Annotated in this window: 29 protein-coding genes and 1 tRNA gene; 13 read left to right on the forward strand and 17 right to left on the reverse strand. The window is 66.9% G+C overall.

Going from position 1 to position 24,955, the window contains the following annotated elements:
• Nucleotides 1-113 precede the first annotated feature (113 nt).
• The 4 genes from RKE40_RS09125 to RKE40_RS09140 all read left to right on the forward strand — a co-directional run bounded on the left by RKE40_RS09125 (nucleotide 114) and on the right by RKE40_RS09140 (nucleotide 3,211).
• Nucleotides 114-638, forward strand: a complete 525-nt coding sequence (locus tag RKE40_RS09125; protein WP_316017916.1) for an RNA polymerase sigma factor — start codon at nucleotides 114-116, stop codon at nucleotides 636-638.
• Between the two features lies 1 nt (nucleotide 639).
• On the forward strand, nucleotides 640-1,383 hold the full coding sequence (locus tag RKE40_RS09130) for an anti-sigma factor (RefSeq protein WP_316017917.1): 744 nt from the start codon (nucleotides 640-642) through the stop codon (nucleotides 1,381-1,383).
• A gap of 104 nt (nucleotides 1,384-1,487) precedes the next feature.
• On the forward strand, nucleotides 1,488-2,846 hold the full coding sequence (locus RKE40_RS09135; RefSeq protein WP_316017918.1) for a sulfite oxidase: 1,359 nt from the start codon (nucleotides 1,488-1,490) through the stop codon (nucleotides 2,844-2,846).
• Between the two features lie 5 nt (nucleotides 2,847-2,851).
• Nucleotides 2,852-3,211, forward strand: a complete 360-nt coding sequence (locus RKE40_RS09140) for a hypothetical protein (protein WP_316017919.1) — start codon at nucleotides 2,852-2,854, stop codon at nucleotides 3,209-3,211.
• 9 nt (nucleotides 3,212-3,220) lie between these two features.
• On the opposite strand, the gene RKE40_RS09145 is transcribed toward RKE40_RS09140, so the two are convergent.
• Both RKE40_RS09145 and RKE40_RS09150 read right to left on the reverse strand, forming a co-directional pair.
• Complete coding sequence (locus RKE40_RS09145) at nucleotides 3,221-3,559, reverse strand: SMR family transporter (protein WP_316017920.1); 339 nt, start codon at nucleotides 3,557-3,559, stop codon at nucleotides 3,221-3,223.
• Nucleotides 3,556-3,930, reverse strand: a complete 375-nt coding sequence (locus tag RKE40_RS09150; protein WP_316017921.1) for a DMT family transporter — start codon at nucleotides 3,928-3,930, stop codon at nucleotides 3,556-3,558. Before RKE40_RS09150 ends, RKE40_RS09145 begins: the two co-directional genes overlap by 4 nt.
• A gap of 522 nt (nucleotides 3,931-4,452) precedes the next feature.
• On the opposite strand from RKE40_RS09150, the gene RKE40_RS09155 reads away from it, so the two are divergent.
• Nucleotides 4,453-5,997 (forward strand): undecaprenyl-phosphate glucose phosphotransferase, encoded by a 1,545-nt coding sequence (locus tag RKE40_RS09155; protein WP_316017922.1) that lies wholly within the window; start codon nucleotides 4,453-4,455, stop codon nucleotides 5,995-5,997.
• Complete coding sequence (locus tag RKE40_RS09160) at nucleotides 5,994-7,262, forward strand: O-antigen ligase family protein (protein ID WP_316017923.1); 1,269 nt, start codon at nucleotides 5,994-5,996, stop codon at nucleotides 7,260-7,262. The genes RKE40_RS09155 and RKE40_RS09160 overlap by 4 nt, the downstream gene beginning before the upstream one ends.
• Here RKE40_RS09160 and RKE40_RS09165 read toward each other — a convergent pair.
• Nucleotides 7,235-8,047 carry a class I SAM-dependent methyltransferase gene (locus tag RKE40_RS09165; protein ID WP_316017924.1) on the reverse strand — a complete coding sequence of 271 codons (813 nt, stop codon included), beginning with the start codon at nucleotides 8,045-8,047 and terminating at the stop codon, nucleotides 7,235-7,237. The two genes, RKE40_RS09160 and RKE40_RS09165, sit on opposite strands and share 28 nt — an antisense overlap.
• A gap of 116 nt (nucleotides 8,048-8,163) precedes the next feature.
• Nucleotides 8,164-9,288 (reverse strand): GGDEF domain-containing protein, encoded by a 1,125-nt coding sequence (locus RKE40_RS09170; RefSeq protein WP_316017925.1) that lies wholly within the window; start codon nucleotides 9,286-9,288, stop codon nucleotides 8,164-8,166.
• Between the two features lie 372 nt (nucleotides 9,289-9,660).
• Here RKE40_RS09170 and RKE40_RS09175 point away from each other — a divergent pair.
• Both RKE40_RS09175 and RKE40_RS09180 read left to right on the forward strand, forming a co-directional pair.
• Nucleotides 9,661-9,738: transfer RNA gene (locus RKE40_RS09175), tRNA-Pro, on the forward strand.
• Nucleotides 9,739-9,870: 132 nt separating this feature from the next.
• Nucleotides 9,871-10,149: a BrnA antitoxin family protein gene (locus RKE40_RS09180; RefSeq protein WP_316017926.1), complete on the forward strand. Its 279-nt coding sequence runs from the start codon at nucleotides 9,871-9,873 to the stop codon at nucleotides 10,147-10,149.
• Between the two features lie 54 nt (nucleotides 10,150-10,203).
• On the opposite strand, the gene RKE40_RS09185 is transcribed toward RKE40_RS09180, so the two are convergent.
• On the reverse strand, nucleotides 10,204-10,407 hold the full coding sequence (locus tag RKE40_RS09185; protein ID WP_316017927.1) for a hypothetical protein: 204 nt from the start codon (nucleotides 10,405-10,407) through the stop codon (nucleotides 10,204-10,206).
• A gap of 486 nt (nucleotides 10,408-10,893) precedes the next feature.
• On the opposite strand from RKE40_RS09185, the gene RKE40_RS09190 reads away from it, so the two are divergent.
• On the forward strand, nucleotides 10,894-11,031 hold the full coding sequence (locus tag RKE40_RS09190; RefSeq protein WP_316017928.1) for a hypothetical protein: 138 nt from the start codon (nucleotides 10,894-10,896) through the stop codon (nucleotides 11,029-11,031).
• Between the two features lie 57 nt (nucleotides 11,032-11,088).
• Here RKE40_RS09190 and RKE40_RS09195 read toward each other — a convergent pair whose 3' ends face one another.
• Both RKE40_RS09195 and RKE40_RS09200 read right to left on the reverse strand, forming a co-directional pair.
• Nucleotides 11,089-11,718, reverse strand: a complete 630-nt coding sequence (locus RKE40_RS09195) for an alpha/beta hydrolase (protein ID WP_316017929.1) — start codon at nucleotides 11,716-11,718, stop codon at nucleotides 11,089-11,091.
• Between the two features lie 61 nt (nucleotides 11,719-11,779).
• A complete protein-coding gene (locus RKE40_RS09200; RefSeq protein ID WP_316017930.1) occupies nucleotides 11,780-12,712 on the reverse strand; it encodes a ring-cleaving dioxygenase in 933 nt (310 codons plus the stop codon).
• A 198-nt stretch (nucleotides 12,713-12,910) separates the two neighbouring features.
• Here RKE40_RS09200 and RKE40_RS09205 point away from each other — a divergent pair, with 198 nt between their 5' ends.
• The 3 genes from RKE40_RS09205 (at nucleotide 12,911) to RKE40_RS09215 (ending at nucleotide 14,653) form a co-directional block, all read left to right on the forward strand.
• Nucleotides 12,911-13,336: a DoxX family protein gene (locus tag RKE40_RS09205; protein ID WP_316017931.1), complete on the forward strand. Its 426-nt coding sequence runs from the start codon at nucleotides 12,911-12,913 to the stop codon at nucleotides 13,334-13,336.
• A 103-nt stretch (nucleotides 13,337-13,439) separates the two neighbouring features.
• On the forward strand, nucleotides 13,440-14,399 hold the full coding sequence (locus tag RKE40_RS09210; protein ID WP_316017932.1) for a LysR family transcriptional regulator: 960 nt from the start codon (nucleotides 13,440-13,442) through the stop codon (nucleotides 14,397-14,399).
• An 86-nt stretch (nucleotides 14,400-14,485) separates the two neighbouring features.
• The gene (locus RKE40_RS09215; RefSeq protein ID WP_316017933.1) at nucleotides 14,486-14,653 is read left to right on the forward strand and encodes a hypothetical protein; all 168 of its coding nucleotides are present in this window, start codon (nucleotides 14,486-14,488) and stop codon (nucleotides 14,651-14,653) included.
• 18 nt (nucleotides 14,654-14,671) lie between these two features.
• Here the strand turns inward: RKE40_RS09215 and sugE are convergent, their stop codons facing one another.
• From sugE to RKE40_RS09250, 7 genes are all read right to left on the reverse strand, one after another.
• The gene (gene sugE, locus RKE40_RS09220) at nucleotides 14,672-14,986 is read right to left on the reverse strand and encodes a quaternary ammonium compound efflux SMR transporter SugE (protein WP_316017934.1); all 315 of its coding nucleotides are present in this window, start codon (nucleotides 14,984-14,986) and stop codon (nucleotides 14,672-14,674) included.
• Nucleotides 14,987-15,084: 98 nt separating this feature from the next.
• Entirely contained in the window at nucleotides 15,085-15,672 is a 588-nt protein-coding gene (locus tag RKE40_RS09225; RefSeq protein WP_390893296.1) for a MerR family transcriptional regulator, read from the reverse strand.
• Nucleotides 15,669-15,983, reverse strand: a complete 315-nt coding sequence (locus RKE40_RS09230) for an integration host factor subunit alpha (protein ID WP_066474510.1) — start codon at nucleotides 15,981-15,983, stop codon at nucleotides 15,669-15,671. The genes RKE40_RS09225 and RKE40_RS09230 overlap by 4 nt, the downstream gene beginning before the upstream one ends.
• Nucleotides 15,984-16,305: 322 nt before the next feature.
• Nucleotides 16,306-17,283 carry a beta-ketoacyl-ACP synthase III gene (locus RKE40_RS09235; RefSeq protein WP_316017935.1) on the reverse strand — a complete coding sequence of 326 codons (978 nt, stop codon included), beginning with the start codon at nucleotides 17,281-17,283 and terminating at the stop codon, nucleotides 16,306-16,308.
• A gap of 17 nt (nucleotides 17,284-17,300) precedes the next feature.
• Nucleotides 17,301-18,365 (reverse strand): phosphate acyltransferase PlsX, encoded by a 1,065-nt coding sequence (gene plsX, locus RKE40_RS09240; RefSeq protein WP_066474506.1) that lies wholly within the window; start codon nucleotides 18,363-18,365, stop codon nucleotides 17,301-17,303.
• A 111-nt stretch (nucleotides 18,366-18,476) separates the two neighbouring features.
• Nucleotides 18,477-19,031: a YceD family protein gene (locus RKE40_RS09245; protein WP_316017936.1), complete on the reverse strand. Its 555-nt coding sequence runs from the start codon at nucleotides 19,029-19,031 to the stop codon at nucleotides 18,477-18,479.
• Entirely contained in the window at nucleotides 19,028-19,507 is a 480-nt protein-coding gene (locus RKE40_RS09250) for a ubiquinol-cytochrome C chaperone family protein (protein ID WP_316017937.1), read from the reverse strand. Before RKE40_RS09250 ends, RKE40_RS09245 begins: the two co-directional genes overlap by 4 nt.
• 189 nt (nucleotides 19,508-19,696) lie before the next feature.
• On the opposite strand from RKE40_RS09250, the gene RKE40_RS09255 reads away from it, so the two are divergent.
• Entirely contained in the window at nucleotides 19,697-20,188 is a 492-nt protein-coding gene (locus tag RKE40_RS09255) for an outer membrane protein assembly factor BamE (protein ID WP_316017938.1), read from the forward strand.
• Nucleotides 20,189-20,260: 72 nt separating this feature from the next.
• Here the strand turns inward: RKE40_RS09255 and RKE40_RS09260 are convergent, their stop codons facing one another.
• The 3 genes from RKE40_RS09260 to RKE40_RS09270 form a co-directional block, all read right to left on the reverse strand.
• Nucleotides 20,261-21,181, reverse strand: a complete 921-nt coding sequence (locus RKE40_RS09260) for a DMT family transporter (RefSeq protein ID WP_316017939.1) — start codon at nucleotides 21,179-21,181, stop codon at nucleotides 20,261-20,263.
• A gap of 203 nt (nucleotides 21,182-21,384) precedes the next feature.
• Complete coding sequence (locus tag RKE40_RS09265) at nucleotides 21,385-23,541, reverse strand: sodium-translocating pyrophosphatase (RefSeq protein ID WP_316017940.1); 2,157 nt, start codon at nucleotides 23,539-23,541, stop codon at nucleotides 21,385-21,387.
• 199 nt (nucleotides 23,542-23,740) lie between these two features.
• Entirely contained in the window at nucleotides 23,741-24,943 is a 1,203-nt protein-coding gene (locus RKE40_RS09270; protein ID WP_316017941.1) for an MFS transporter, read from the reverse strand.
• Nucleotides 24,944-24,955: the final 12 nt, after the last annotated feature.

A 24,955-nucleotide genomic window follows, 5' to 3' on the forward strand; every position in this document is an offset into this window, starting at 1 on the left:
AAAAGCCGTTCGACTTTCGCGCCCCCTGCGCTATAGGCTGGCCTTTCCCTCACTGCGGCGGGCCGGCGATGGCCTGATCCCTCCGCACGAGAACTGGTTCGGATGGCGCGATCATGTGGCGCGACGGACGCAAGTCGACGCGCAATGCGCGGCTCGAACGCGAATGGACTCGGCTCTTCCGCTATGCCTGCGCCCTGACGCGGGATCGCGAACGGGCCGGCGACGCCGCCCAGGAGGCGGCGCTGCGCGTACTCAGCGCGAAGAGTGAGCCCGCAGACGACGTCGCCTATCGGCGCTGGCTCTACTGCATCCTGCGCAACCTGCTGGTCGATCAGAGCCGGCGGCAAGCGCGCGAGGCAGGCGGCGAAGCGCCCGAACCGATCGACTGGCGTGTCGCGGAGCGCGCGCTCAACGCCATCACGGTGCGGCAGGCGCTGGAGCAATTGCCGCTCGCGATGAAAGAGGTGGTGGTCTTGGTGGATCTCGATGGCTTCAGCTATGCGGAAGCGGCGGCGATCATCGGCGTGCCGACCGGCACGGTGATGAGCCGGCTGGCCCGTGCCCGGGCCGCCATGCTCGCCATCATCGGCGAGACCAATATCCGCATGCTGCCGCAGCGCCATGTCGCGGCGCGCTGACATGCCCGGCCCGGCCGACTGGGAGCGGCTCAACGCCTTTGCCGATGGCGAACTGGCGGTCGCCGATCAGCGCGAGGTCGCGGCCCTGCTCGGCGCCTCGCCTCCGGCGGCGCAGGCCCTGCGCGGCATCATCGGGCTGAAGGAGCAGTTGCGAGCGCTGCCGATCGGCGACGCACCGCCCTTCCCCCGCGCCAAGGCGCCGCCGCAGCGACGCCATCGCAACCTCGCCGCCGCAGTTGCCCTGGCGCTCGTCGCCGGCGCAGCCCTCTTCGCCCTTGGACCGGCGGGCAGTCCGCCGGACGACCGCTTCCTGGCCGCATCGCTCGCTGCCCATGAGCGCCATGCGGACACCGTCCCCGCCGAGGACGTGGTGCAGGTTTCCTCCGATCCGATCGCGAGCGAGCTGGCGCGGCTCGGCCTGCGGCCGGCCTGGCGCAATCTGGCGGCAGGCGGCGAGGAACATGCCGGCTTCACCGGGACGCGCGGCTGCCGCCTGAGCCTGCACGTCACGACGCAGCTTCAGCCCGAGCGCCCGCCCGGCCGCAGCGAGACACCCCATGCGCTCGCCCGCTGGAACGCCGACGGCAAGAGCTATCTTCTGATCGCGACGGGCATGCCGGCGGCGCGCTTCGCCATCATGGCGGGCTTCCTGAGAGACCTGACCACACATCCCGGTCCCGGCATCGAACCCCTGCGCACGGCTCTTCGCCAGGACTGGAGCGCCGCGCCGTCCTGCCTCGCCTGAGGTCCCATCCTAAAAAGACGGGACAGCATGGAATTATTCCAGACGCTCGAACGTCTCATCCTCCAGTGGCGCCCTTTTCGTGATGCGCCTGAAGGAGGAAACCGATGGCGAAGGCTGAACGCTCCCTGGCGGAACTTTATCGCGACGATCCAGAGCGGGCCGATGCGCAGGCCTTCGGCCGGCGTACCGATTCCTCGCGACGCGGCTTCCTGGGCGGCGCCGGTCTCGCGGCGATGGGCGCGGCCGTCGGCGGGGCGATCCCCTTCTCGGCCAACATGCCGGCCGGGCTGATCCCGGCCGCGATGGCGCAAGGCACCGCGGCCCCGGCGGGCGCGCCGCCCGCTGCCGCGCCCAAGGGCCCGCAGCTCCTCGATTTCCCGGGTAAGGCCAAGGGCCTCGTCCTGCTCGGCGACCGTCCGCTCGTCGCCGAGACTCCCGAGCACATGCTCGACGACGACACCACGCCGACCGAGAAGTTCTACATCCGCAACAACGGCCAGACCCCGGAAGGCTTCACCGAAGGTGACGCCTGGGAGTTCAGCATCGACGGCGAGGTCAACACCCCGCTGAAGATGAAGCTCGGCGAGCTCAAGCAGAAATTCGCCGCCAAGACCTATCGGATGGTGCTGGAATGCGGCGGCAACGGCCGCTCCTTCTTCCAGCCGACCGCGCGCGGCAACCAGTGGACCAATGGCGGCGCCGGCTGCGCCGAATGGACCGGCGTCTCGCTCGCCGAGGTGCTGAAGAGCGCCGGGCTGAAGCCGAGCGCGGTCCACACCGGCAATTACGGTGCCGACCAGCATCTCTCGGGCGATCCGAGCAAGGACGTGCTCTCGCGGGGTGTACCGATCGAGGCCGCGATGGAGCAGCACGCGCTGCTGGTCTGGGCGATGAACGGCCAGCCGCTCAACAACATCCATGGCGGGCCGCTGCGGGTGATCATTCCCGGCTTCCCGGCTTCCGTCTCGCATAAATGGCTGAAGCGCATCGCGATCCGCGACAAGGTCCATGACGGCCAGGGCATGGGCGGGACCTCCTATTCGGTCGCGATCAAGCCGATGATCCCCGGCGGCAAGACCGACGAATCCAACATGCGCACCATGACCTCGATGCCGGTGCGCGGCATCATCACCAACCCGGCCAATGGCACGCGCCTTCCGGCCGGCACGCGCAAGCTCGCTTTGCGCGGCGCCGCCTGGGACGGGCATGACGGCGTCTCCCGCGTCGATGTCTCGATCGATTTCGGCGCGACCTGGCAGCAGGCCAAGGCGGCCGAGCCTCGCAACCGCTTCGACTGGCGCCGCTGGACGGCCGAGGTCGAGCTGCCCTCCGATGGCTATTACGAGCTCTGGGTGCGGGCGACCGACGGCAAGGGCCGGGCGCAGCCGCATGTCGCCGGCGGCTGGAATCCGCAGGGCTACGGCGCAAACCCGATGCATCGGGTGGCGGTGCTGGTCGGATGATCTCGATGAGTTCGTTGTTGCGCCGCGCCGGGCTCACGCTCGGCGCGGCAGTGATGTTCACGGCCTCGCTGGCCCTGGCGCAGGCGCCCACCCCCGCCGAGGAAACGCCAGAGATGTTCCCGGAGGCGCCTCATCGCGAGGAGGCGTTCTACGCCTGCGTCGCCTGCCATAACTTCAAGCTGGTCGCGGCCCAGGGCATGAGCCGCGACAAATGGGAGGAGACGCTCGCCTGGATGGTCAGCAAGCACAACATGCAGCCGCTCGGGGACGAGGACCGCAAGAAGGTGCTCGACTATCTCGAGGCGAGCTTCCCGCCCAAGGCTCCCGCCCAGCAGGGCGGCTGGAAGAACCCGTTCCTGCAGTGAGGAGAGGGCTCAGGCCAGCTTGAGCGCCACCACGCCGGCGACGACCAGCGCGATGCCGAGCCATCCGGCCGGCCGGATGGCCTGGCCGAAGGCGAGCGCGCCGACCACCGCGGTGATGACGAGACCCGCCCCGCCCCAGGCGGCATAGGCAACCGAAAGGTCCATGCCGCGGATCGCCTGGGCCAAGGCGCCGAAGGCGCCAATGACGAGGATGACGCCGGCGCCGCCGATCAGGCGGCGCTTCAGCCCGTCTGAGAGCTTGAGCAGCGCCGTGCCGGCGACCTCGAGCCCGACCGCGAGCACGAGCCAGAGGATGGCCAGGCCTTGCGGAGAGAAGGTGGCGCTCATGCCGTCCTCCTCTGCTGTTCATGGCCGACCTCGTCATGGTCGGGCTCGTCATGGCCGACGCCGCGCTCGAGCAGCACGATGCCGGCTACGATCATGGCCAGCGCCGCAAGGCGCTCCGGCGTCAGATGCTCGGCGAACAGGACATGGCCGATGACGGCGATGCCGACGATACCGAGCCCTTCCCAGACCGCATAGGCGACGGCCATCGGAATGACGCGCAGCGCCAGGCTGAGCAGGGCAAAGGAGAGGCCGATCAGCACGAGCGGCAGAAAGGCCAGGAAGAGCGGCGCTGAAACGAAGACCTTCAGCGCCGACGTAGCGAGAACCTCGACGGCAACCGCCGCGAGCAGAACAATCCAGTGAAAAGACACAGGTCACACAATTGGCGCGGGCCCAGGGCGCCGGCGACGCGGGTGCGACGTCGACGGGGTGCGCATCGTTGGCGTTTTAAAGACGAAGCAAGAGAGTAAAAGGAACGCTTCGATTGTCACCGAAGGTCAGCACAGCATCTCACCCTGTTTCCGGAAATCCCGGGGGCGGAGGCCTTCAAAAATGTGCTTCTCAGTCGCTCATCGCGACCCTTGAATGCCTGAAACGGGGCCTTTTGTCAACGCTACGCTGGATTTTGACGCTGAAAACTGTATTTTCAGGGTATTTTCTGGCCAGCGAAAACTATGGCTATCACCTTGAATGCCTTCGTTAAAATCCATCCCCGCCGCGGGCGCCTCCGGAGGGGCGAGGCGTGCCGGTTAAACACCCGGAAACCGCGCTCGAACTCCCTCAAATCGCTGCACCTTTCGCAGCGGCGGGTTAAACCTTCCGAGAGCAATTTGCGCTAGTCGACAGCCGATGCTCGGACCTCTGGTCCGGGCAGGCGGAGAGGACATGACGAGATGGGCGCTTTCGACGTTCGCGACCTGATCAAGGCGGATTCGGCCGGCCCGGCACAGGAGGGCACGCCCACCTCCGGCGCCACCCGCGCCTTCCATCCGTTGGCCGAGCGCATCGCCGCCATGCCGGTCAAGCGCACATTATCGCCGGTGCTGATCGAAGGTCTGGTGCGGCTGGCAGACTTCGTGGTGGTGGTCGGCGTCGGCGGCCTGATCTTCTGGCTCTATGTCGCCGGCAAGGTCGAGAACGCCCTGCCCTATCAGGTCACCATTCCGCTGCTTGCGGTCGGCGCGCTCGCCGCCTTCCAGGCGCTGCATCTCTATCATATCGGCGCGCTGCGCAATTTCGTCACCATGGCGGTGAGGATCATCGCCGGCTGGACAGTGCTGTTCCTGCTGGCGCTGGCGGCGTTCTTCTTCCTCAAGATCGGCGATCAGGTCTCGCGCGTCTGGCTGGCGAGCTTCTATGCCGGCGGCCTCGCGCTGCTGCTGGCCGAGCGGCTCGCCGTGACGATGATCGTGCTGCGCCTGACCCGTCTCGGACGGCTGGAGCGGCGCACTGCGATCGTCGGGGGCGGGCCGGCGGGAGAGGAGCTGATCAAGGCGCTGGAAGCCCAGCGCGACACGGGGCTGCGCGTCTGCGGCGTCTTCGACGACCGCAATGACGACCGCTCGCCCGACCTCGTCGCCGGCTATCCCAAGCTCGGCACGATCGACGATCTCGTCGAGTTCGCCCGCCGCACAAAGCTCGACCTCGTGATCTTCACCTTGCCGATCTCGGCCGAGGCGCGGCTGCTCACCATGCTGCGCAAGCTCTGGGTGCTGCCGATCGACATTCGGCTCTCGGCCCATATGTCGAAGCTGCGTTTCCGGCCGCGCTCCTACTCCTATATCGGCGCCGTTCCGGTGCTCGACGTCTTCGACCGGCCGATCGCGGACTGGGACATCGTCGTCAAATGGCTGTTCGACAAGATCGTCGGCACGCTGGCCCTGATCCTGCTCTCGCCGCTGATGCTGGCGACCGCGATCGCGATCAAGCTCGACTCGAAGGGCCCGATCCTGTTCCGCCAGAAGCGCTACGGCTTCAACAACGAGCTGATCGAGGTGCTGAAATTCCGCTCGCTCTATCACGAGATGAGCGACTTCGCCGCCGCCAAGCAGGTTACCAAGGACGACCCACGCGTGACCCGCGTCGGCCGCTTCATCCGCAAGACCTCGATCGACGAGCTGCCGCAACTCTTCAACGTCGTCTTCAAGGGCAATCTTTCGCTGGTCGGCCCGCGCCCGCACGCGATTCATGCCACCGCCTCGAACCGCGCCTATGAGCAGGTGGTCGACGGTTATTTCGCCCGCCACAAGGTCAAGCCCGGCATCACCGGCTGGGCCCAGATCAATGGCTGGCGCGGCGAGACCGATACCGAGGACAAGATCCAGCGCCGCGTCGAGCACGATCTCTATTACATCGAGAACTGGTCGGTGCTGCTGGACCTCTACATCCTGATCAAGACGCCGTTCTCGCTCCTGACGAAGAACGAGAACGCCTATTGAGCACGCTGGCGCAGGGAGGTGAGGCTGGTGGCCGGCGCCATGGCGGCCTGCAGATTTCCTATGCCGCGATCAAGCGCGGGGCTCTCTGGCTGCTCACCGCCTCGAGCGGCTTTGCCCTGATCGAGCCCTCGCCCTACGAACTCGTCTTCCTGATCGCGCTCTTTGTGTTCGCGCTGACCGGTATCCGCTTCTCGCAGAAGCTGCTGCCCCTCGCGATCCTGCTGCTGCTCTACAATCTCGGCGGCGTCTTCTCGCTACTGCCCTGGATGGACGAGCCCCCCTCGGTCCGCTTCACCGCCGTCTCGGTCTATCTGATGCTGACGGCGATCTTCTTCGCCGCGATCATGGCGGAAGACCCGCTCGGGCGCCTCGACACGCTGCGCAAGGGCTATCTCTTCTCGGCCTGGTGCGCCGGCTTTGCCGGCCTGCTCGGCTATTTCGACGTGGCCGGCCTCGGCAGCGTGCTCTCGCTGCATGGCCGTGCCTCCGGCACCTTCAAGGACCCGAATGTGCTCGGCCCCTTCCTGGTGCTGCCGATCGTCTACACCCTGCATGCCGTGCTCACCGGGCGGGTCGGCCTGGTCAAGGGCTTCCTGCTGATGAGCGTGCCGCTGCTCGCGCTCTTCCTGAGCTTCTCGCGCGGCGCCTGGGCCAATCTTGTCGCCGCCACGCTGATGATGACGGCGCTGACCTTCCTGACCTCGCCGAGCAGCAAACAACGCACCCGCATCGTCTTCCTGACGCTGGTCTCGCTGGTGCTGGTCGTGGTCGCGATGCTGATCGCACTGTCCTTCGAGAACATCCGCAGCGTCTTCGAGATCCGCGCCAGCCTCGACCAGGACTACGACCAGGGCGTCACCGGCCGATTCGGCAACCAGCTGCGCTCGATCCCGCTCCTGCTAGACTTACCGAACGGCTTCGGCCCGCTGCGCTTCCGCTGGCACTTCCCGGAAGACCCGCACAATGTCTACATCAACGCCTTCGCCTCCTATGGCTGGCTCGGCGGCGTCTCCTTCCTGGCGCTGATGGCCGCGACCTGCCTTGCCGGCTGGCGCGTCGCGATGCGGCGCTCGCCCTGGCAGGGCCATGCGATCGTGCTCTGGTCGGTGCTGTTCGTGACGATCCTGCAAGGCATCCAGATCGACACCGACCACTGGCGGCATTTCTACCTGATGCTCGGCCTGGTCTGGGGGCTGGCCGTGCTCAACCCGGCGATGCCGCCGCGCGGTGACCAGCCTCAGCGCTCCTTCCGCACGACCACATAGGCATAGGTCGTCAGGGCCTCGAAACCGATCCTGGCCGCCAGCCGGTTGAAGGCATCGTCGACCTGGCGCAACCCCGGCATCCGGTCGAAATAGCCGTGCCCCCAGAAGGGCTGGACATGGATGTCGCTGAAGCCGGCCCGCTTCAACATCGGCGCCAGCCTGGTGCGGCTGCCACGGCACCAGTCATAGAAGGCAGGGAACTTCGGATCGTCGCCACCTTCGCGCCGTGCCGGAAACAGAGCGTGGACGATGGCGCGGGAGGCCTTCTCGGGCAGGACATGGTTGAGCGCGAAGACCGGCGCCCAGAGCGTCGGCACGAAGGCGAGACCGACGCCCCCCGGTGCCAGCAAGGCATGGATGTTGGTCCAGGCGCGCTCGACGTCCTGGACATGCTCGAAAACCATGCGCGAGACCATCATGTCATAGCCGCCGCGCGCGATATCGGGCTCGGAAAGGTCGCCCGCGATGTCGAAGCGGGCGGTGCGCAAGCCTTTCGGAGTCAGTGCGAGCTCACCGGCGTCGATGTCGTTGACGACGAGGTCGAGCCCGTAGCGGCGCGCCTCCTCCGGCGAGAATAGCGGGTCGCGCCCTCCGCCGACCTCGCAGACGCGCCTCAGGCCGAACTGATGCGCGAGCGCCAGGATCGTCGCCTCGTAATGGTCCCAGGCCCAGCGCGAGTGCCAGTCCGGCGCGAGACCGGCGAAGAAGCTCTCCAGCGAGCCTCTGCCCGGCTCGGCGGCGGCTCGAACAGGGCGCGGCCTGCGATCGGCCAATGCCATCGACATGACGTTTCTCTCGCGTTTGCGATTTCAAGGCGCAATCTTGCGTCCGAGGAGCCGCCGCCGCAATCGAATGCTTAACGAATGGTTAAGGCGCGACAGGCGTCGGTCCCACGCGCGACTCAGGCCGCCAGCTTGACCTGGTTCCGGCCGGCCGATTTCGCCGCGTAGAGCGCTTCGTCCGCGCGCCGGAGCAATGCGTTGAAATCGGCATCCTCCCCCCGGCAGATGGCGACACCGACTGAGACGGTGATCGATATCTTGACGGTGCCAGCAGTGAAAGAATGAAGCCGCACCGCAGAGCGCAGGCGCTCGGCCGCAGCCTCGACCTCTTCGGGACCGACCCGGTCGAACAGCACCACGAACTCCTCGCCGCCGGTCCGGGCCACGAGATCGACATCGCGTATGGCCGATTTCAATCTTGCGCCGACATGCTTGAGGGCGATGTCGCCAGTCTCGTGGCCATATTGGTCGTTGATGGTCTTGAAGCGGTCGATATCGATGACGGCGATCGCGAAGCCCTCCTCGCGGGCACGCGCCGCCTTGAAACGCTCGACGCCGGCCTGCGTGAGCGTGCGCCGGTTCGGCAGGTCCGTCAGGTAATCGGTCGACGCGGCCCGCTCCCATTGCCGGCGAATCCGCTCCGAGCACATCAGGACGAACGCGGTGGTCCCGATCACCGGCAAAGCCGCTCCCAGCATCGGCGTAGCGAGGTTCATCCAGCTCGCATCGGTGGCAATGCTGAAATCCGCCGCCATTCCGAGACGAACGTAGTGCAGCAGGCGCAAGGCCGTGAACAGGAAGACGCCCGCGAAGATGGCGAGGAGCATACGGCGGCTCAGCGCGTCGTCACGCCGCGCGCCACGCTTCAGAATCAAAACGCTGTTTCCCATCAGCACCAGCCAGGCCGCGGAAATCAGGACGATCCGAATCTCGGTATTCGGCTGAACGGCGGAGAACCAGAAGACCCCCAGCACGCCAAGGATGGCCGGCAGTGGCAACCATGCGCGTGGCGAGCGCTCGTAGAAGGCATAGAGAGCCCGGCAATAGGCGGTGAGCCCGAGCAGGATCAGGCCATTCGAGACCGTCACCATCACCGGCAGCGGCAGGAGCGGCTGGACCGCGTACATCGCGCAACCGCAGGCGACGAGCAGGGTGCCCGATTGCCAGCTCCGCGAGGCTGGACGCAGGGAAACCGGTAGGTCGCCATGCATGAACCCCAGGACAGTACCGTTGGCGAGCATCATCAGGGATGCCGCTATAAAAGCAGTGCTGGAGTCCATTTCGAAGAGAACACTCCCGGGATCGCGCTGATTCTCGGGCCTCGCACCGATTCGCAGTCCAAACCTGCTTGTATCAGGGCATTCTTTCCGAGACCTTGTCGCTTTGCGTTGATCTGGCGCCTTTCCGCTGGAGCAGGCCCGTGAATGCAGAACTTCCCACTTTCAGACTACATCCGATCCGCCGAATGATCTTCCGCCGCCCCTGCGACAGGCCGCGCGCAGGATCGCCGATCGGGCGGGGCAAACCACCGGTATCGACCTGCCCACCGAAGATTTGCATGCTTCCCCATCTGGCGCGTTGCATCGCGGCGGCAGCGCCTCTATAAGCCGACCCGTCGGAGCGTAGCGCAGCCCGGTTAGCGCACTTGTCTGGGGGACAAGGGGTCGGAGGTTCGAATCCTCTCGCTCCGACCATTTTTCATTCTGTTCAGTCTCGGCTGCGGGCGCCCTGCCCTCGCATCTGCCGGGGCACGTGATCGAAGCCAACTGCGGGCGGAGCAGTGCGCCGCCAGCCAGGCCTGCCGCATCCTCACCAGAGGCACGACCATGAGCCATGACAGAACCCGCCGGCCGAGCGATCCTCGCAAGCTCGCGGAAGCGCTCTTCAAGCCGGCGCCCCCCAAGGCACCGGCCCCGAAGCGGGCAGTGGTTCCCGGGGCGCGGGAGATGGTGACCCTCCGGATCGACCGCGAAGTGCTCGAGCACTTCCAGAGCGGCGGTCCGGGCTGGCAGGACCGAATCAACGCGGTGCTGCGCGAGGCGGCCGGCATCGGCGGCGGCGATGGCCTGACGCCGGACGAACTCAACTCCTCGAACGACGGCTGAGCCGGAACGACTGCCCGGCAGGAGCCGGGCCGCTCGTTCGCGGGGCTTGCAGGATCAGTCGCGCTTCGGCTCCGACCGACGCCCGGCGATCTCGGCCGGCGTGATCCCCAGGCGCCGGCTGCGGCGCACCATGGTCCTGAGCAGACCGGCGAAGACGATCGCCAAGGGCAGCGCCATCACGGCATTGCCCTCGAAAGCCAGCCATAGCGCCGTCGCGACGGTCGCGAGCATCGAGATGGCAAGGAGAAGCGTGACCATCGCAGGAAGGTGAACCTCGCGCGCGAGAGCCGCAAGCGCCTTGCAGGACCTGCGGGGGAGCCCGCCCTAACTTTGCCAGCTTCGCGGGAATCATTTTGACTGGCCGCACAGTGAGAGGCTGCCAGCGATGACACCGCCCTGCATCATCACCGCCGCCGATACGGGTTCCCCGCCGAGCAGGCGCGACAGTCCGGTTGTTTCGATCGGCACCGCCGAGCGGACTGCTTCGACGCAGATTGCGCGCGAATCTGGCGCGACGCCCGCTCATCGAACGCCGCGCTGGCCGGAAGAATCGTCGCGCTCTGCCCGGAATATGGCCGCCGGCCAGTTGTCGCGAGTGAAGCGGCAGAGCTGCCGAGATTACCGCAAGCCCATTAACGAAAGTCCCGCCGCTGCAATGTTCGGTTAACGCATTTCATTCAAATGCGGTTCAGCGGGTCAACTCTATCTTTATGATGCTGCCCACCAGAGGAGGAGGTTGTCATCATGATCCTGGACTGGCGCAACGGCCTCATGCTCGGCTTCATCGCGGCGGTTTTCGTCGCCTGCCTGTTCGGGCCCTACATGATATCGGTCATGCTCGGCGGGCTCGGGCTGATGTGCTATCTCTCGAAGCGCGCCTGAGCGCCTGCCCGCCGGCCTGACCGCGTCCTCCTACGCCTAGACGGGGCGACGCCACACCTACGCGGCCTTCGCCCGCTGCCCCGCAAGCCACTTCTCGAGCAGGCCCACATCCGCCTGGGACAGGCCATGGCCAGTCTGCAGGACATGATGCTCCACCGCAGCACCCGCCCGTTCGAGCGTTGCCGCAAGGCCAGCCGCATTCGCCGCCGGAATGATCGGGTCGAGCTCACCCGAGAGCAGTAGCACCGGCTTGCCTGAAAGCTGCGCCTCCGGCGGCTTTGCGAAGGGCGCCATCGCCCGCAGCAGCGCGGCACCGGCGAGCGCTTCCGGCCGTAGCAAGAGCAACGCGGCGGCGATGTTGGCGCCGTTCGAGAAGCCGAGCGCGACCGGGGCCTGCAGCCCATAGCGCGTGCGAGCATCGGCGATGAAATCCGCCAACTCATGTGTGCGCTTCGTCAGGTCCGCCTCGTCGAAGACGCCTTCGGCGAGCCTGCGGAAGAAGCGCGGCATGCTGCCCTCCAGCACCTGGCCGCGCGGTGAGAGCAGCGCGGCGCCCGGCAGCACGGCACGCCCGAGCGGCAAGAGGTCATTCTCGTCGCCCCCGGTGCCGTGGAGCAGCAGCAGCGGCGGCAGGCCCGGCGCGGTCGCCGGCTCGAAGCGGTGGATGAAGGCAGAGGATTCAACCATGATTCGTCTCCTTTTGTGATCGAGAGCACGTCGGCGCACCGAAGCAGCGCGCCGAAGCGGCTCAGACCAGGGCCGGCAGCGCGGCTTCGATCTCGCCGCGGCGCTTCTCGTATTGCGACGGCAGCTTGAGGGCGCTGCCGAGGCTTTCGGCCGGCTCGTCAGCGGCGAAGCCGGGAGCGTCGGTCGCGATCTCGAACAGCACGCCACCGGGCTCGCGGAAGTAGACCGAGCGGAAGTAGTTGCGGTCGCGCTGTCCGGTGGTGCGCAGGCCGAATCTGTCGGACAGCAGCTTCACCATCCGCGCCTGCTCGGCATCATCACGGGCGCGGAACGCGACATGGTGGACCGAGCCGCCACCGAGACGGGCAGGCAGGGAACCGCGCCCCTCGCGCAGGTCGACGACCCCGCCCTGGACGGTGCCGGCAGCCTGCATCCGGACGATGCCGTTCTCGCGCCCGACCTCGGCGAAACCGAAGACCTCGGACAGGATGGCAGCGGTCGGACCGGTCTCGGTCAGCAGCAGAGTGACCCCGTGGAAGCCGCGGATCGCGAAGGCGCCGGGAATCTCGCCATTGTCCCAACTCGGCTCTCTCTCGCTGCCGGGAACCGCGACGAGGGCGAGGCGCATGCCGTCCGGGTCGCGAAAGGCGAGCACCGTCTCGCCGAACCGCGTCTCTGGCGCATCATGCACGACGCCGAGGCCAACGAAACGCTGCGTCCAATAGTCCAGCGCCGACGCGGGAATGCGGAATGCCGTCTCCTGCGTCTCCCCGACGCCGAGCCGGCCGGGCGCGACATGCTCCCAGGGGAAGAAAGTCAGGATCGAGCCGGGCGCGCCATCGGCATCGCCGAAATAGAGGTGCCATGTCGTCGGGTCGTCGAAATTGACGGTCTTCTTGACCAGACGCAGGCCGAGGATGCGGCTGTAGAAATCGAGATTGCGGCGCGCCGGGCCAGCAATGGCGGTGACGTGGTGGATGCCGTTGATCTGCATGGTGGCGGTCCTTTCGGGCTGCGGAACGCCGCCCTCGTTGACGCCAAGATGGTGATCGCGAACGTGCAGGCCAGTCCAAATTGATTGCGATAATGCAATTTCAGTATCGCTAAATCGATATTTGAATTGCACAGCAGCGACGCGCATCTTTCTCCGCAGAACGACCCCGCCTTTCCTCGCGACCTTCGGAGAACCATCATGATCGACACCCGTCTCGCCCCTTATGGCGCCCTCGGCCTGCGCGTTGCGCTCGGCCTGATGTTCATCGCCCACGCCTATCTCAAGCTCGCGGTCTTCACCGTTCCGGGTTTTGCCGGCTTCCTCGGCCAGCTCGGCCTGCCGGGCTTCCTGGCCTGGCCGATCATCCTCGCAGAGCTCGTCGGCGGCCTCGCCATCCTGACCGGCTTCTATGGCCGCTATGTCTCGCTGGCGCTGCTGCCGGTCCTGCTCGGCGCGCTCGCCGTCCACGCCCCCAATGGCTGGCTCTTCACCGCCCCGAATGGCGGCTGGGAGTATCCGGCGTTCCTCGCGCTGACGGCTTTCGCCCATGTGCTGATCGGCGACGGCGCGCTCGCCCTGCGCTCCGGTCCGCTCCCGGGCTCGCGCCAGGCCGCCCTTGCCTGAGGCACCGATTTCCGGCTGAACGGGCGGCGGGTTGCTCCAACCCGCCGCCCGCACCATTTTATGGACCCCCGTCAACGGGCGCCCTGCCCCCGGAGCCGACGCCTTGCCGAACCCGCCCTACACCGTCGCCTGGGATGATTTCCGCCTGATCAAGGCCATTGCCGATGCCCGCAGCCTGCCGGCGGCGGCCGAGCTGATCGGCCTCAACCATTCGACGGTGTTTCGCCGCCTCGGCCAGATCGAGGAGGCGCTCGGCACGCGCCTGTTCGAGCGCCATCGCAGCGGCTATGTCACGACGCCGGCCGGCGAGGAGATGGCGGCGCTGGCGGAGCGGCTCGACCACGACATCGCCGGCTTCACCCGCCGCCTCGCCGGTCGCGAGATCGTCCCCGCCGGCGAATTGCGCGTCACCACCAATGATTCCCTGCTGGTCGAGCTGCTGACGCCGCTCTTCGGCGCCTTCATGCGGCAATGCCCGGACATCCGGCTCGATGTCCTGCTCGGCAACCAGGCGCTCAACCTCTCCAAGCGCGATGCGGATGTCGCGATCCGCGCCACCGATACGCCACCGGAGAACCTCGTCGGTCGGCGCGCCGCGCGGATCGGCTGGGCGCTCTATGGGCGTGGGGCCGACTTCCCGGAGGGGCCGCCTGCCGACCAGGGCACGCTGGCGCAGCGGCGCTGGGTCTCGCTCAACGACCAGTTCGGTGCCTTCAAGGTCGTGCAGTACGTGCAGAAGCACATCGAGGCCGATCGCGTCGTCTACAAGCTGAACACGGTGCTGGGCCTCGCCGAAGCGGTCGAGGCCGGGATCGGGATCGGCTTCCTACCCTGTTTCATCGGCGACAAGCGCCCCGGTTTGAAGCGTCTCGGACCGCCGCAGGCCGGCTATGCCGCGGACCTTTGGCTCCTGACTCATCCGGACCTGCGCCAGGCGCCGCGCGTGCGCCTGTTCCTCGACTTCATGGCGAGCGAGCTCGTCCGCCTGCGGCCCCTGATCGAGGGTGTGGCCGAGGCCGAGATCCAGCCGGCGGAGGACGCCCAGGCTTCAGCCGCGAGCTGAACGCATTGCGGGCTCACACTGCCGGAAAGGCAGGCGTTGCGCCTTTGATATTTCCATCGGGCCGCAGCGCGCTTTAGACTGCCGCCATGGAAATCGCGATCCCCCTCATCATGGGCCTGACGCTGATCTGGCTGATCGGCCGCGGCACGCCCTGGAACGCCAAGCTGATGACGCTCGTGGTGACGCTCGCCGTGATCGTCCTGATCCTGCTGCTGGAGCGCAGCGGCTTCTGGCCCGACGCCTTCCGGCGCTGAGGTTCCTAGCCCTGCCTCCTAACCAACCAGCTTGAGGCCGACGATTCCAGCGACGATCAGGCCGATGCAGAGCAGCCGCAGCACCGTCGCCGGTTCGCCGAACAGGATGATGCCGAGTATCGCCGTGCCGACGGTGCCAATGCCGGTCCAGATCGCATAGGCGGTGCCCAGCGGCAGGCTCTTCAGCGCGAGGCCGAGCAGACCGAGGCTCACCGCCATGCTGGCGACCGTCAGCACGGTCGGGACCAGCCGGGTGAAGCCCTGCGTATATTTCAGCCCGATCGCCCAGCCGATTTCGAAGAGACCGGCGAAGAAGAGATAGGTCCAGGCCATCGCGGCCCTCCTGTTCGGCAGCTGGGCAGTTCACGCGGAGAAGGAAAGCGGCCCCGCAATCGACGGCGGATGGCCTGCGCAAGGGCCCGCTGGCGCGATCAGGCTTCCTCGACCGCCCCGGAGCTCAGCGCTGCCCGCAGCAGCCGCCGGCATTCGGCGAGCTCCAGCAGCGTCGTCTTGAGGAAGGCCAGTTCGTCGTCGCCGAAAGCAGCCGGCTGAGGCGCCTGCGACATGGAAGAAAGGAGAGCCTTGGCGGCGAAGCCCGGCTCGCCAGCGGGAGCCGGCCGCAACGATGGATTGGCGGCCATTTCGGCTGGTCCCGCCGCAACCGTGGCGGGCCGAGCTGCGGAGCCTGGCGGCGGCGCGATCTCGGCCCCGCGGCCGATCGCCTGGACGTGGCGCGGCCCCTGCTCCTTGAGGATCCGCTGCAGGCCCTTGATGGTATAGCCTTCGCCGTACAGCAGACGGCGGATACCCTTGAGCAGGGCGACATCGTCGGGGCGGTAGTAGCGCCGGCCGCCGCCGCGCTTCAGCGGCTTGATCTGGGAGAAACGCGTCTCCCAGAAGCGGAGCACATGCTGGGGTATGTCGAGGTCTTCGGCGACCTCGCTGATGGTCCGGAAAGCGTCTGGGCTCTTGGTGTCCAATTCGGCCTCTGTATCGCCGTTGTGGAACTCCAGGCTCACTCGTCTTCACCCTCGCCGTTCTGCCCGTTGATCCGGGCCTTCATCACGTTCGAGGGCTTGAAAACCATGACGCGACGCGGCTCGATCGGAACTTCTACGCCAGTCTTGGGATTACGCCCGATTCGCTCGCCCTTGTCGCGTACGACGAACGAGCCGAACGAAGAAAGTTTGACATTCTCGCCGCGCGCCACGGCATCGCAGATCTCGTCGAGGACCGCTTCGACGAGCTTGGACGACTCCGTCCGCGACAGGCCGATCTTCTGATAGACCGCCTCGCAAAGGTCCGCGCGCGTCACAGTTTGCCCTGCCATCAGCTCCCTCCAAGGCGTTATAGAGCAGCCACTACCCTGTCGAAGCATCCCCTACCAGAAACGGCGGACGCCAGAGCCGGCCGCCTTCGGATGAACGCACGGGGCGCCCCGATCCGAAAAAACGTGTCCGTCTCTCAACCAAGTGTCGGCGCGGAGCCTGTGCAGATGACCGGCCCCGCTTTCGCCTTCTGCTCTAGGCGCCAAGGCAATTCGGGTCAATCCTCGCGCTGCACGCTCAGGTTGAAATGGCAAGAATCTGCGGCGATAACCGCCAAAAAAGTCGATAAATCGAAGTAACTTAGCGTGAGGCCCTGAAGGACCGTCACCAGCGGATCAGCGCCGAACCCCAGGTGAAGCCGCCACCCATCGCCTCGATCAGCACGAGCTGGCCGCGCTTGATGCGCCCGTCCGCATGCGCTTCGGCCAAAGCGAGCGGGATCGAGGCGGCGGAGGTGTTACCATGCCGGTCGACGGTGATGACGACCCGTTCCTCACCGATGCCGAGCTTGTGGGCGGTGGCGTCGATGATGCGGCGGTTGGCCTGATGCGGCACGAACCAGTCGATATCGTCGCCGGAGAGCCCGGTCTCCTCGAAGGTATGGCGCACCGTCTCGGCGAGGTTGACCACCGCGTGCTTGAAGACCTCCCGGCCCTCCATGCGCAGGAAGCCGACCGTCTTGGTCGAGCCCGGCCCGCCATCGACATAGAGCTTGTTGGCATAACGCCCGTCGGAGCGGATATGGGTCGTGAGCACGCCGCGGTCGGCAAGCGTCCCGGTTCCAGGCTCGGCCGTCAGCACGACAGCGCCGGCACCATCGCCGAAGAGCACGCAGGTGGTGCGATCCTCCCAGTCGAGGATGCGCGAGAAAGTCTCGGCGCCGATGACCAGCGCGGCCTTGGCAGCGCCGCTGGTCAGGAACTTGTCGGCGGTGGCGAGGCCGAAGACGAAGCCGGAGCAGACGGCCTGCAGGTCGAAGGCCGCGCCATGGCTGATTCCGAGTTCGGCCTGGATCTGCGTCGCCGTCGCCGGGAAAGTGTTGTCCGGCGTCGCCGTCGCGACGATGATCAGGTCGATTTCGCTCGCGTCCATGCCGGCATCGGCGAGCGCCGCCTGCGCCGCCTTCAGTCCGAGCGTGGCCGTGGTTTCGCCCTCGGCCGCGATACGGCGCTCGCGGATCCCGGTGCGCTGCACGATCCACTCGTCGGTGGTGTCGATCTTCTTCGCCAGATCGGCGTTGCTGACGATCTGCGCCGGCAGATAGGAGCCGGAGCCGCGCAGGACGGATCGCAGGATGGACAAAGGAGCGTCTCTCTTCCCTATTCGCCGATGGCCGGCTGCATGCTCTTCGGGCTCGCATCCGGGCGCGCGGTCGACGCGACCATCTCGCGCACCTTCGCCATCAGGTTCTCCCGCGCCATCTCGTAGCCCATTTCGGCGGCACTGGCGAACCCGATCGCATCGGTGCCGCCATGGCTCTTGATCACGATGCCTTCGAGGCCGAGGAAGACGCCGCCATTGACCTTGCGCGGGTCCATCTTGTCCTTCAGCGCGGAGAAGGCGCCGCGGGCGAAGAGGTAGCCGATCTTCGACATCAGCGAGCGGCCCATCGCGGCGCGCAGATACTCGCCGATCTGCCTCGCCGTGCCCTCGGCGGTCTTCAGCGCGATATTGCCGGTGAAGCCTTCGGTGACGACGACATCGACCGTGCCCTTGCCGAGATCGTCGCCTTCGACGAAGCCCTGATAGTCGAGATGGGCCAGATTGCTTTCGCGCAGGATGCGGCCGGCTTCCTTGACCGCCTCGACGCCCTTGATCTCCTCGACGCCGACATTGAGCAGGCCGACGCTTGGGCGATCGATGTCGAAGACGACGCGCGCCATGGCCGCGCCCATCACGGCGAGGTCGACGAGGTGCTGCGCGTCGGCGCCGATGGTCGCGCCGACATCGAGCACGACGCTTTCGCCGCGCACCGTCGGCCACAGGCAGGCGATCGCCGGGCGGTCGACCTGCGGCATCGACTTCAGGCAGAACTTGGACATCGCCATCAGCGCGCCGGTGTTGCCGGCGGAGATGGTGACGTCCGCCTCGCCGGTCTTGGTCGCGTCGATGGCGCGCCACATCGAGGACTTGTAGCGGCCATAGCGCAACGCCTGGCTCGGCTTGTCGTCCATCTTCACGGAGACGTCCGTGTGATGGAACACCGTCGCGGCCTTGAGCTTGGGATGGGCGTCGAGCAACGGCTCGACCTGCGCCTGATCGCCGAAGATCACGAACTTGGCGTCAGGGCGGCGTTCCAGCGTAAGGGCCGCGCCGGGGATGACGATGGACGGACCGTGGTCGCCGCCCATCGCATCGAGCGCGAGTGTAACCGGACGTGTCATGAGGAGGCGATCAGTTCCAGGGGCGGCGCCCCTGGCTGGAGCGGCTCGACGCGGCGGGACAATAGCGAGTTGAACGCCGGCCGCAAGAAAAAGCCGCGGCCGGGGCTGGCATCATTCCGAGCCCTTCAGGCGCGCCAGCGCCGCGAAAGGCGATTCGGGTGCCGCTTCCGGCGCAGTCTCATCGAAGCTGACGCCAGGTTTGCGCGGATAGGGATCGAGCGCCAGCGCCAGGAATTCGAGGGTGATCGCGCCAAGATCGATGACGCCGTCGACGATCGGCTCCGGCGGATCCTCCTCGTTGAGCAGGACCTCGATGTCGATCTCGCCCTCGCCTGTATCGCCAGCCGCCAAGGTGGCCAATTCGGCCTCCGGCACGAAATCGAGCTTCACCGGCACCTTGAGCGCAACGGGAAAAGCCTCGAGCGTAACGACGCAGGTCTGGTGCAGCGCCGCGGTGATCTTGCCTTCGAGCTTGACCCGATCGCCATTGCGGGACAGCGAATAACTCGCCTTCAGCGACTCAAGCGAAGCGACGCCGATGTGGCGCGCGATCGCGGCGAAGTCGGGCTGCGCCGCCGCGATCTCGAAGGTCATCGGCCGCAGCGTGATCGTCTCGACGCGAACGGGATGGCGCAGCGGCAACGCGTCCTTGCTGGCGGAACTCATTTCGACAGGCTGCTCTCAAACTTGGGAAAAATCGGATCGGCGGTGAGAATACCGTCGAGATCAAGGGGCGCCAACTGTGCCGCAGCGGCATGGGCATGGCGGGCCAAGGCCTCAGCATCGGCCTGCGGCGAAACATTGCGCCCCAGCGCGGCGGCCAGCGCACCCGGCTCGCCCGAGGCGAAGGCCTCCTCATAGGCGCCGACCCGGCCATAGAAGCTGCGGCCGATCTTCTTCATTCGCTTCGGCACGGAGACGTCACTGACGCCGCCCTGACGGAAACCGAGCTCGAGATAGCTGAAATTGGCGTCGACGAGATCCTGCGCCACCTCCGCGGCAGGCGCCGGCAGTTCACGCAGCCGCCGCAATACCAGGAAGACATGGAGCGTCAATGCCTCGAAGCGCCCCTCGAAATCGTCGGGCACACGCCCTTCGAGATAGAGCGCGGGCTCCCGGGAGGCTGCGACGATGCGCGCCATCAGGGCGTTGACCGGCGCCATCCGGTCGGGTCTCTTGCCGAACAGACCGAAAATCACTGCCGCCACTCCACCGATTGCGCTTGCGATTGCGCTCGCCTTGCCAAAGCCATGCTCGGGCGTTACGCCAAGCGTACCCCTCATGACAAGCGCGGCCTCGCTGTCGCGTGCCTGCCGTTGGACCTTCCCCGCATGACCGCTCCGACCCGCCGCACTGTCCTGATCGGCACGCTCGCCGCAATGTTGCCGCTCGCCGCCTGCAGCGGCGCCAATCACGGCTTCCGCGTCCCGACTTCCGCCGGCCTCAACGAAGAGTTCACGCGCGGCTTCATCATGGATGACGAGCTGATCGCCAAGGTCAGGCCCGGCATGGACGTGCAGGCGGTGCTGACCACGCTCGGAACGCCCTCGACGACCTCGACGGTCGGCAACCGCACCTTCTACTACATCAGCCAGACCGTGCGCCGGCGCTTCCAGTTCCAGGACTTCACGGTGATCGACCAGCGCGTGCTGGTGATCTATTTCAACAAGGCCTTCAAGGTCGAGCGTATCGCCAATTACGGCCTGCAGGACGGCGTGATCTTCGACTTCATCAGCCGCACCACCCCGACCGGCGGCGAGGAGCAGAGCTTCCTGCGCAACCTCTTCCGCGGCGTCACCAAGTTCAACCCGCTCGGCGCCTGAGGACCTCCTCAGCTCCAGAACGAAGAGGCCCTGCGGCGCTGCCGCAGGGCCTTTTTCTTTGCTCGCGCTCGCCTAGCGGGCGGGCGGCCTGCGCTCCGGCAGGGTCATCGCGAACACACCGATCAGCACCAACGCGAGACCGGTCCAGGCGGTCGGGCTCAGGCGCTCGCCGAGAAAAACCACGCCTATGGCGACGCCGGTCGGCACGCGCAGATAGGCGACCGAGGTCGTCGCGACCGTCCCGAGCCTGTCGATCAGGCGGAAATAGATGATGAAGGCGAGCGCGGTCGAGAACAGCGACAACGCCAGCAGCGCCTGGATCGAGGCGGCCGAAGGCGAGAGCGTCCAGGGCCGGTCGACGAACAGGCTGAAGGGAATCAGGACCGCCGCGCCGCAGAGCAGCGAGCCCGCCGCGGGCATGATCGGATCGAGCCCCTTGAAATTGCGCCCGAACAGCGCTGCCCCGCCATAGCAGACCGCAGCCGCGACCAGAGCGAGCTGGGCCCAGAGCTCGCGGCCGAAGCCCGACAGCGCCTCGACGCCGACGATCAGGCAGACTCCGAGCATGCCGGCAGCAACACCGAAGAGCTTGCGGCCGGCAGCCGCCTCGCCACGCGCCAGGACCAGGGTGAACAGGAACGCGAAGATCGGCGAGCCCGCGTTCAGGATCGAAGCCAGGCCGGCCTCGACGCTGGTCTCGGCCCAGGCGATAAGCGTGAAGGGCACGGCGCTGTTGAGGCAGGCCTGGATCAGGAAGCGCCGCCAGATGGCGGGATCGCGCGGCAGGGCCAACCCGCGCAGCCGGATGACGACGAGCAGGATCACGCCGGCGATCAGGGTGCGCGCCACGATCAGCGTCAGCGGCGGGATCGTCTCGACGCCGATCCTGATGAAGCTGTAGGAGGCGCCCCAGAGCGTCGCCAGGACGAACAGCAGGACAAGGTCCGTCGCCTGTCCGGAGCGTGCGGGTGCTGAAGCGGCTGGGATGGTCATCGAGTCCTCCTTGAGACGGGCGGACCATGACAGGCAGCTGCGAGCGCGTCGCGCGGGAACGCTACGGTCCCGGCCGTAGGCTCCCGGTTTGATTCAACTGCCTCGCGGATTGATTCCGCTTCAGCGCACAATGCATTGCGAGCAAAAGAAAAACCCCGCGGATCGCTCCGCGGGGCCGAGCCTTGCTCAGACGATCTCGCCGATCAGCTATGCGCCAGGATGGCGAGCAGCAGGAGCGCGATGATGTTGGTGATCTTGATCGCGGGGTTCACGGCGGGGCCCGCCGTGTCCTTGTAGGGGTCGCCGACGGTGTCGCCGGTCACCGAGGCCTTGTGCGCCTCGGAGCCCTTCATATGGCGCACGCCGTCCTTGTCGACGAAGCCGTCCTCGAAGCTCTTCTTGGCGTTGTCCCAGGCGCCGCCGCCCGAGGTCATCGAGATCGCGACGAAGATGCCGGTGACGATGACGCCCATCAGCATGGCGCCGACCGCAGCGAAGGCCTGGTTCTTGCCGGCGATGGCGTTGATGACGAAGAAGGTCACGAACGGCGCCAGCACCGGCAGGAGCGAGGGCACGACCATCTCCTTGATCGCGGCCCGGGTCAGCATGTCGACGGCCCGGCCATAGTCGGGCCGGTCCTTGCCTTCCATGATGCCAGGCTTCTCCTTGAACTGGCGACGCACCTCCTCGACGACCGAGCCCGCGGCCCGGCCTACCGCCGTCATGCCCATGCCACCGAAGAGGAAGGGAATCAGGCCGCCGAGCAGCAGGCCGACGACGACGAAGGGGTTGGAGAGTGAGAAGTCGACCGTGACGCCCTTGAAGTACTGGAAGGTCGTCGAGCCCGCCTTGTTGGCCTCGGCCACGAAGAAGTTGAGATCCGAGGTATAGGCCGCGAACAGCACCAGCGCGCCGAGGCCGGCCGAGCCGATCGCGTAGCCCTTGGTGATCGCCTTGGTGGTGTTGCCGACCGCATCCAGCGCGTCGGTCGACTGGCGGACCTCCTTGGGCAGGCCGGCCATCTCGGCGATGCCGCCGGCATTGTCGGTGACCGGGCCGAAGGCGTCGAGCGCCACGACGACGCCGGCGAGCGCCAGCATGGCGGTGGTCGCGATGGCGATGCCGAACAGGCCGGCGAGGCCGTAGGAGACGATGATGCCGGCGATGATCACGATGGTCGGCAGCGCCGTCGATTCCAGCGACACCGCGAGGCCCTGGATGACGTTGGTGCCGTGGCCGGTGACCGAAGCCTGGGCGATAGAGACGACCGGGCGCTTGCCGGTGCCGGTGTAGTATTCGGTGATGACGACGATGAGCAACGTCACCGCGAGGCCGACCAGCGAGCAGGCGAAGAGGCCGCCCGAGGTGAAAGCGACGCCCTGCCCCGTGGTGAACTGGGCGCCGAAACCGCCGAACATCACATGCGTCACCGCCGCGATGGCGCCGATCGAGAGCACGCCGGCGGCGATGAAGCCTTTGTAGAGAGCGCCCATGATCGACTGGTTGGCGCCGAGCTTGACGAAGAAGGTGCCGATGATCGAGGTCACGACGCAGGCGGCGCCGATCGCCATCGGGTAGAGCATCATCGCGTTCAGGACCGGCTGGCCGGCGAAGAAGATCGCGGCGAGCACCATGGTCGCGACCAGGGTCACGGCATAGGTCTCGAACAGGTCCGCGGCCATGCCGGCGCAGTCACCGACATTGTCGCCGACATTGTCGGCAATGGTCGCGGGGTTGCGCGGATCATCCTCGGGAATACCGGCCTCGACCTTGCCGACGAGGTCGGCGCCGACATCCGCGCCCTTGGTGAAAATGCCGCCGCCGAGACGGGCGAAGATCGAGATCAGCGAGGCGCCGAAACCGAGCGCCACCAGCGAATCGATGACGACGCGGCTGGAGGGCGCGAAGCCCTGCATTGAGGTCAGGAAGCCGTAATAGACGGCGACGCCGAGCAGTGCGAGGCCGGCGACCAGCATGCCGGTGACCGCGCCCGCCTTGAAGGCGACGTCGAGCCCCTGCCCCAGCGACTGCATCGCCGCCTGGGCGGTGCGGACATTGGCGCGCACCGAGACGTTCATGCCGATGAAGCCGGCGACGCCGGAGAGCACGGCACCGATCAGGAAGCCGATGCCGACATAGCGCCCGAGCAGCCAGGTCAGGCCGACGAAGAGCACGACGCCGACCATGGCGATGGTGACGTATTGCCGCTTGAGATAAGCCTGCGCGCCCTCTGCGACCGCGCCGGATATCTCCTGCATGCGCTGATTGCCGGCGTCGCGTTTCATCACGTCGCTATAGGCCCAGATGCCGTAGACGATCGAAAGCGCACTCAGAAGTATGATGATGAGCAAGGCCGACATCGACTTTCCTGTCCCTGAGATCTGCATCTGGGGCAGGACGCCCCGACGGAGCCGGCTTGTCGCCGGTCTGTTGAACGCCAGGGACTGCTCTTCCGGGCTCTAGAATCGCGCCCGTAGCGCCGATCGCCAGTGTCTGCCGAATTGTTGCCAAGTTTCCGACAGAATCGCAAACCCGGCGGCTGACAATTCGGCCAGCTTGTCAGGCGGCGGCGGAACGCCGGCGAAAACCCTGCCAGGCGACCAGCGCCAGCGCGATCGCGACCGGCGGGAAGACGAGCCAGTTGACGCTGTCCCAGCCGCCGGCGCTGAGCAGGCCGCCGGCCGAGAAGGAGGCGATGGCGACCGAGCCGAAGACCAGGAAGTCGTTGGCCGCCTGGACCTTGACCCGCTCCTCCGGGCGATAGCAGTCGGTGACCAGCGCGGTCGCACCGATGAAGCCGAAATTCCAGCCGATGCCGAGCAGGACGAGCGCGATCCAGAAATGCGCGACGCTGAGCCCGGACAGGCCGACGATAGCCGCGACGGCGGTCAGCAGCAGGCCGAGCGCGGTGATCTTCTCCTTGCCATAGCGGGCGATCAGGCGGCCGGTGAAGAAGCTCGGCCCGAACATCGAGAGCACGTGCCACTGGATGCCGAGCGCCGCGTCACCGATCGAATGGCCGCAGGCGACCATGGCGAGCGGCGCCGCGGTCATGACGAAGCTCATCAGCCCGTAGGCGACAAGTGCCGCCGTCACCGAGGCGATGAACTTGGGCTGGCGCATGATCTCGGAGAGGGGCCGGCCACCACCGGAACGCTTCTCGACCACTGGGGGAGCGCGCAACAGGAGGACCACGCCGACGGCTAGCAAGGCGAGCCCGCCCTGCGCCAGGAAACTCGCCGCGAAGGGCGCGGCCGGCGTCAGGTCGCGCGTCCAGTAGACCGATTGCGGGCCGATCACGCCGCCTGCCAGCCCGCCGAGCATCACCCAGGAGATGGCGCGCGGCTTGAAGGCCTCGCTCGCCGTGTCAGCCGCGGCGAAGCGATAGCTCTGCACGAAGGAGCCGTAGACGCCGCAGAGGAAGGTGCCGAGGCAGAACAGCCAGAACATGCGACTGCCGGTGCCGCTGGCGGCGACGCTGGCGCCGATGACGCCGACCAGCGCCCCGATCAGATAGCCGTTGCGGCGGCCGAGCCGTCGCATCAGCATCGCGGCTGGAATGACGCCACAGGCGATGCCGAGCTGCATTAGGCTGACCGGCACGGTGGCGAAAGCCTGGTCCGTGACGAGCTGCGAGCCGACGATGCCGCCGAGCGAGACCACGATCGCCGGGCTGGCGCCGCCAAGCGACTGGGCGCAGGCGAGGACGACCGCATTGCGCTTCGCCAGGGTGTCGTCGCTCACCGGAACATGCTGGTTCATTTGCAGGCCGCT

It is taken from the genome of Allobosea rubneri (assembly GCF_032464875.1).
GTDB lineage: Bacteria > Pseudomonadota > Alphaproteobacteria > Rhizobiales > Beijerinckiaceae > Allobosea > Allobosea rubneri.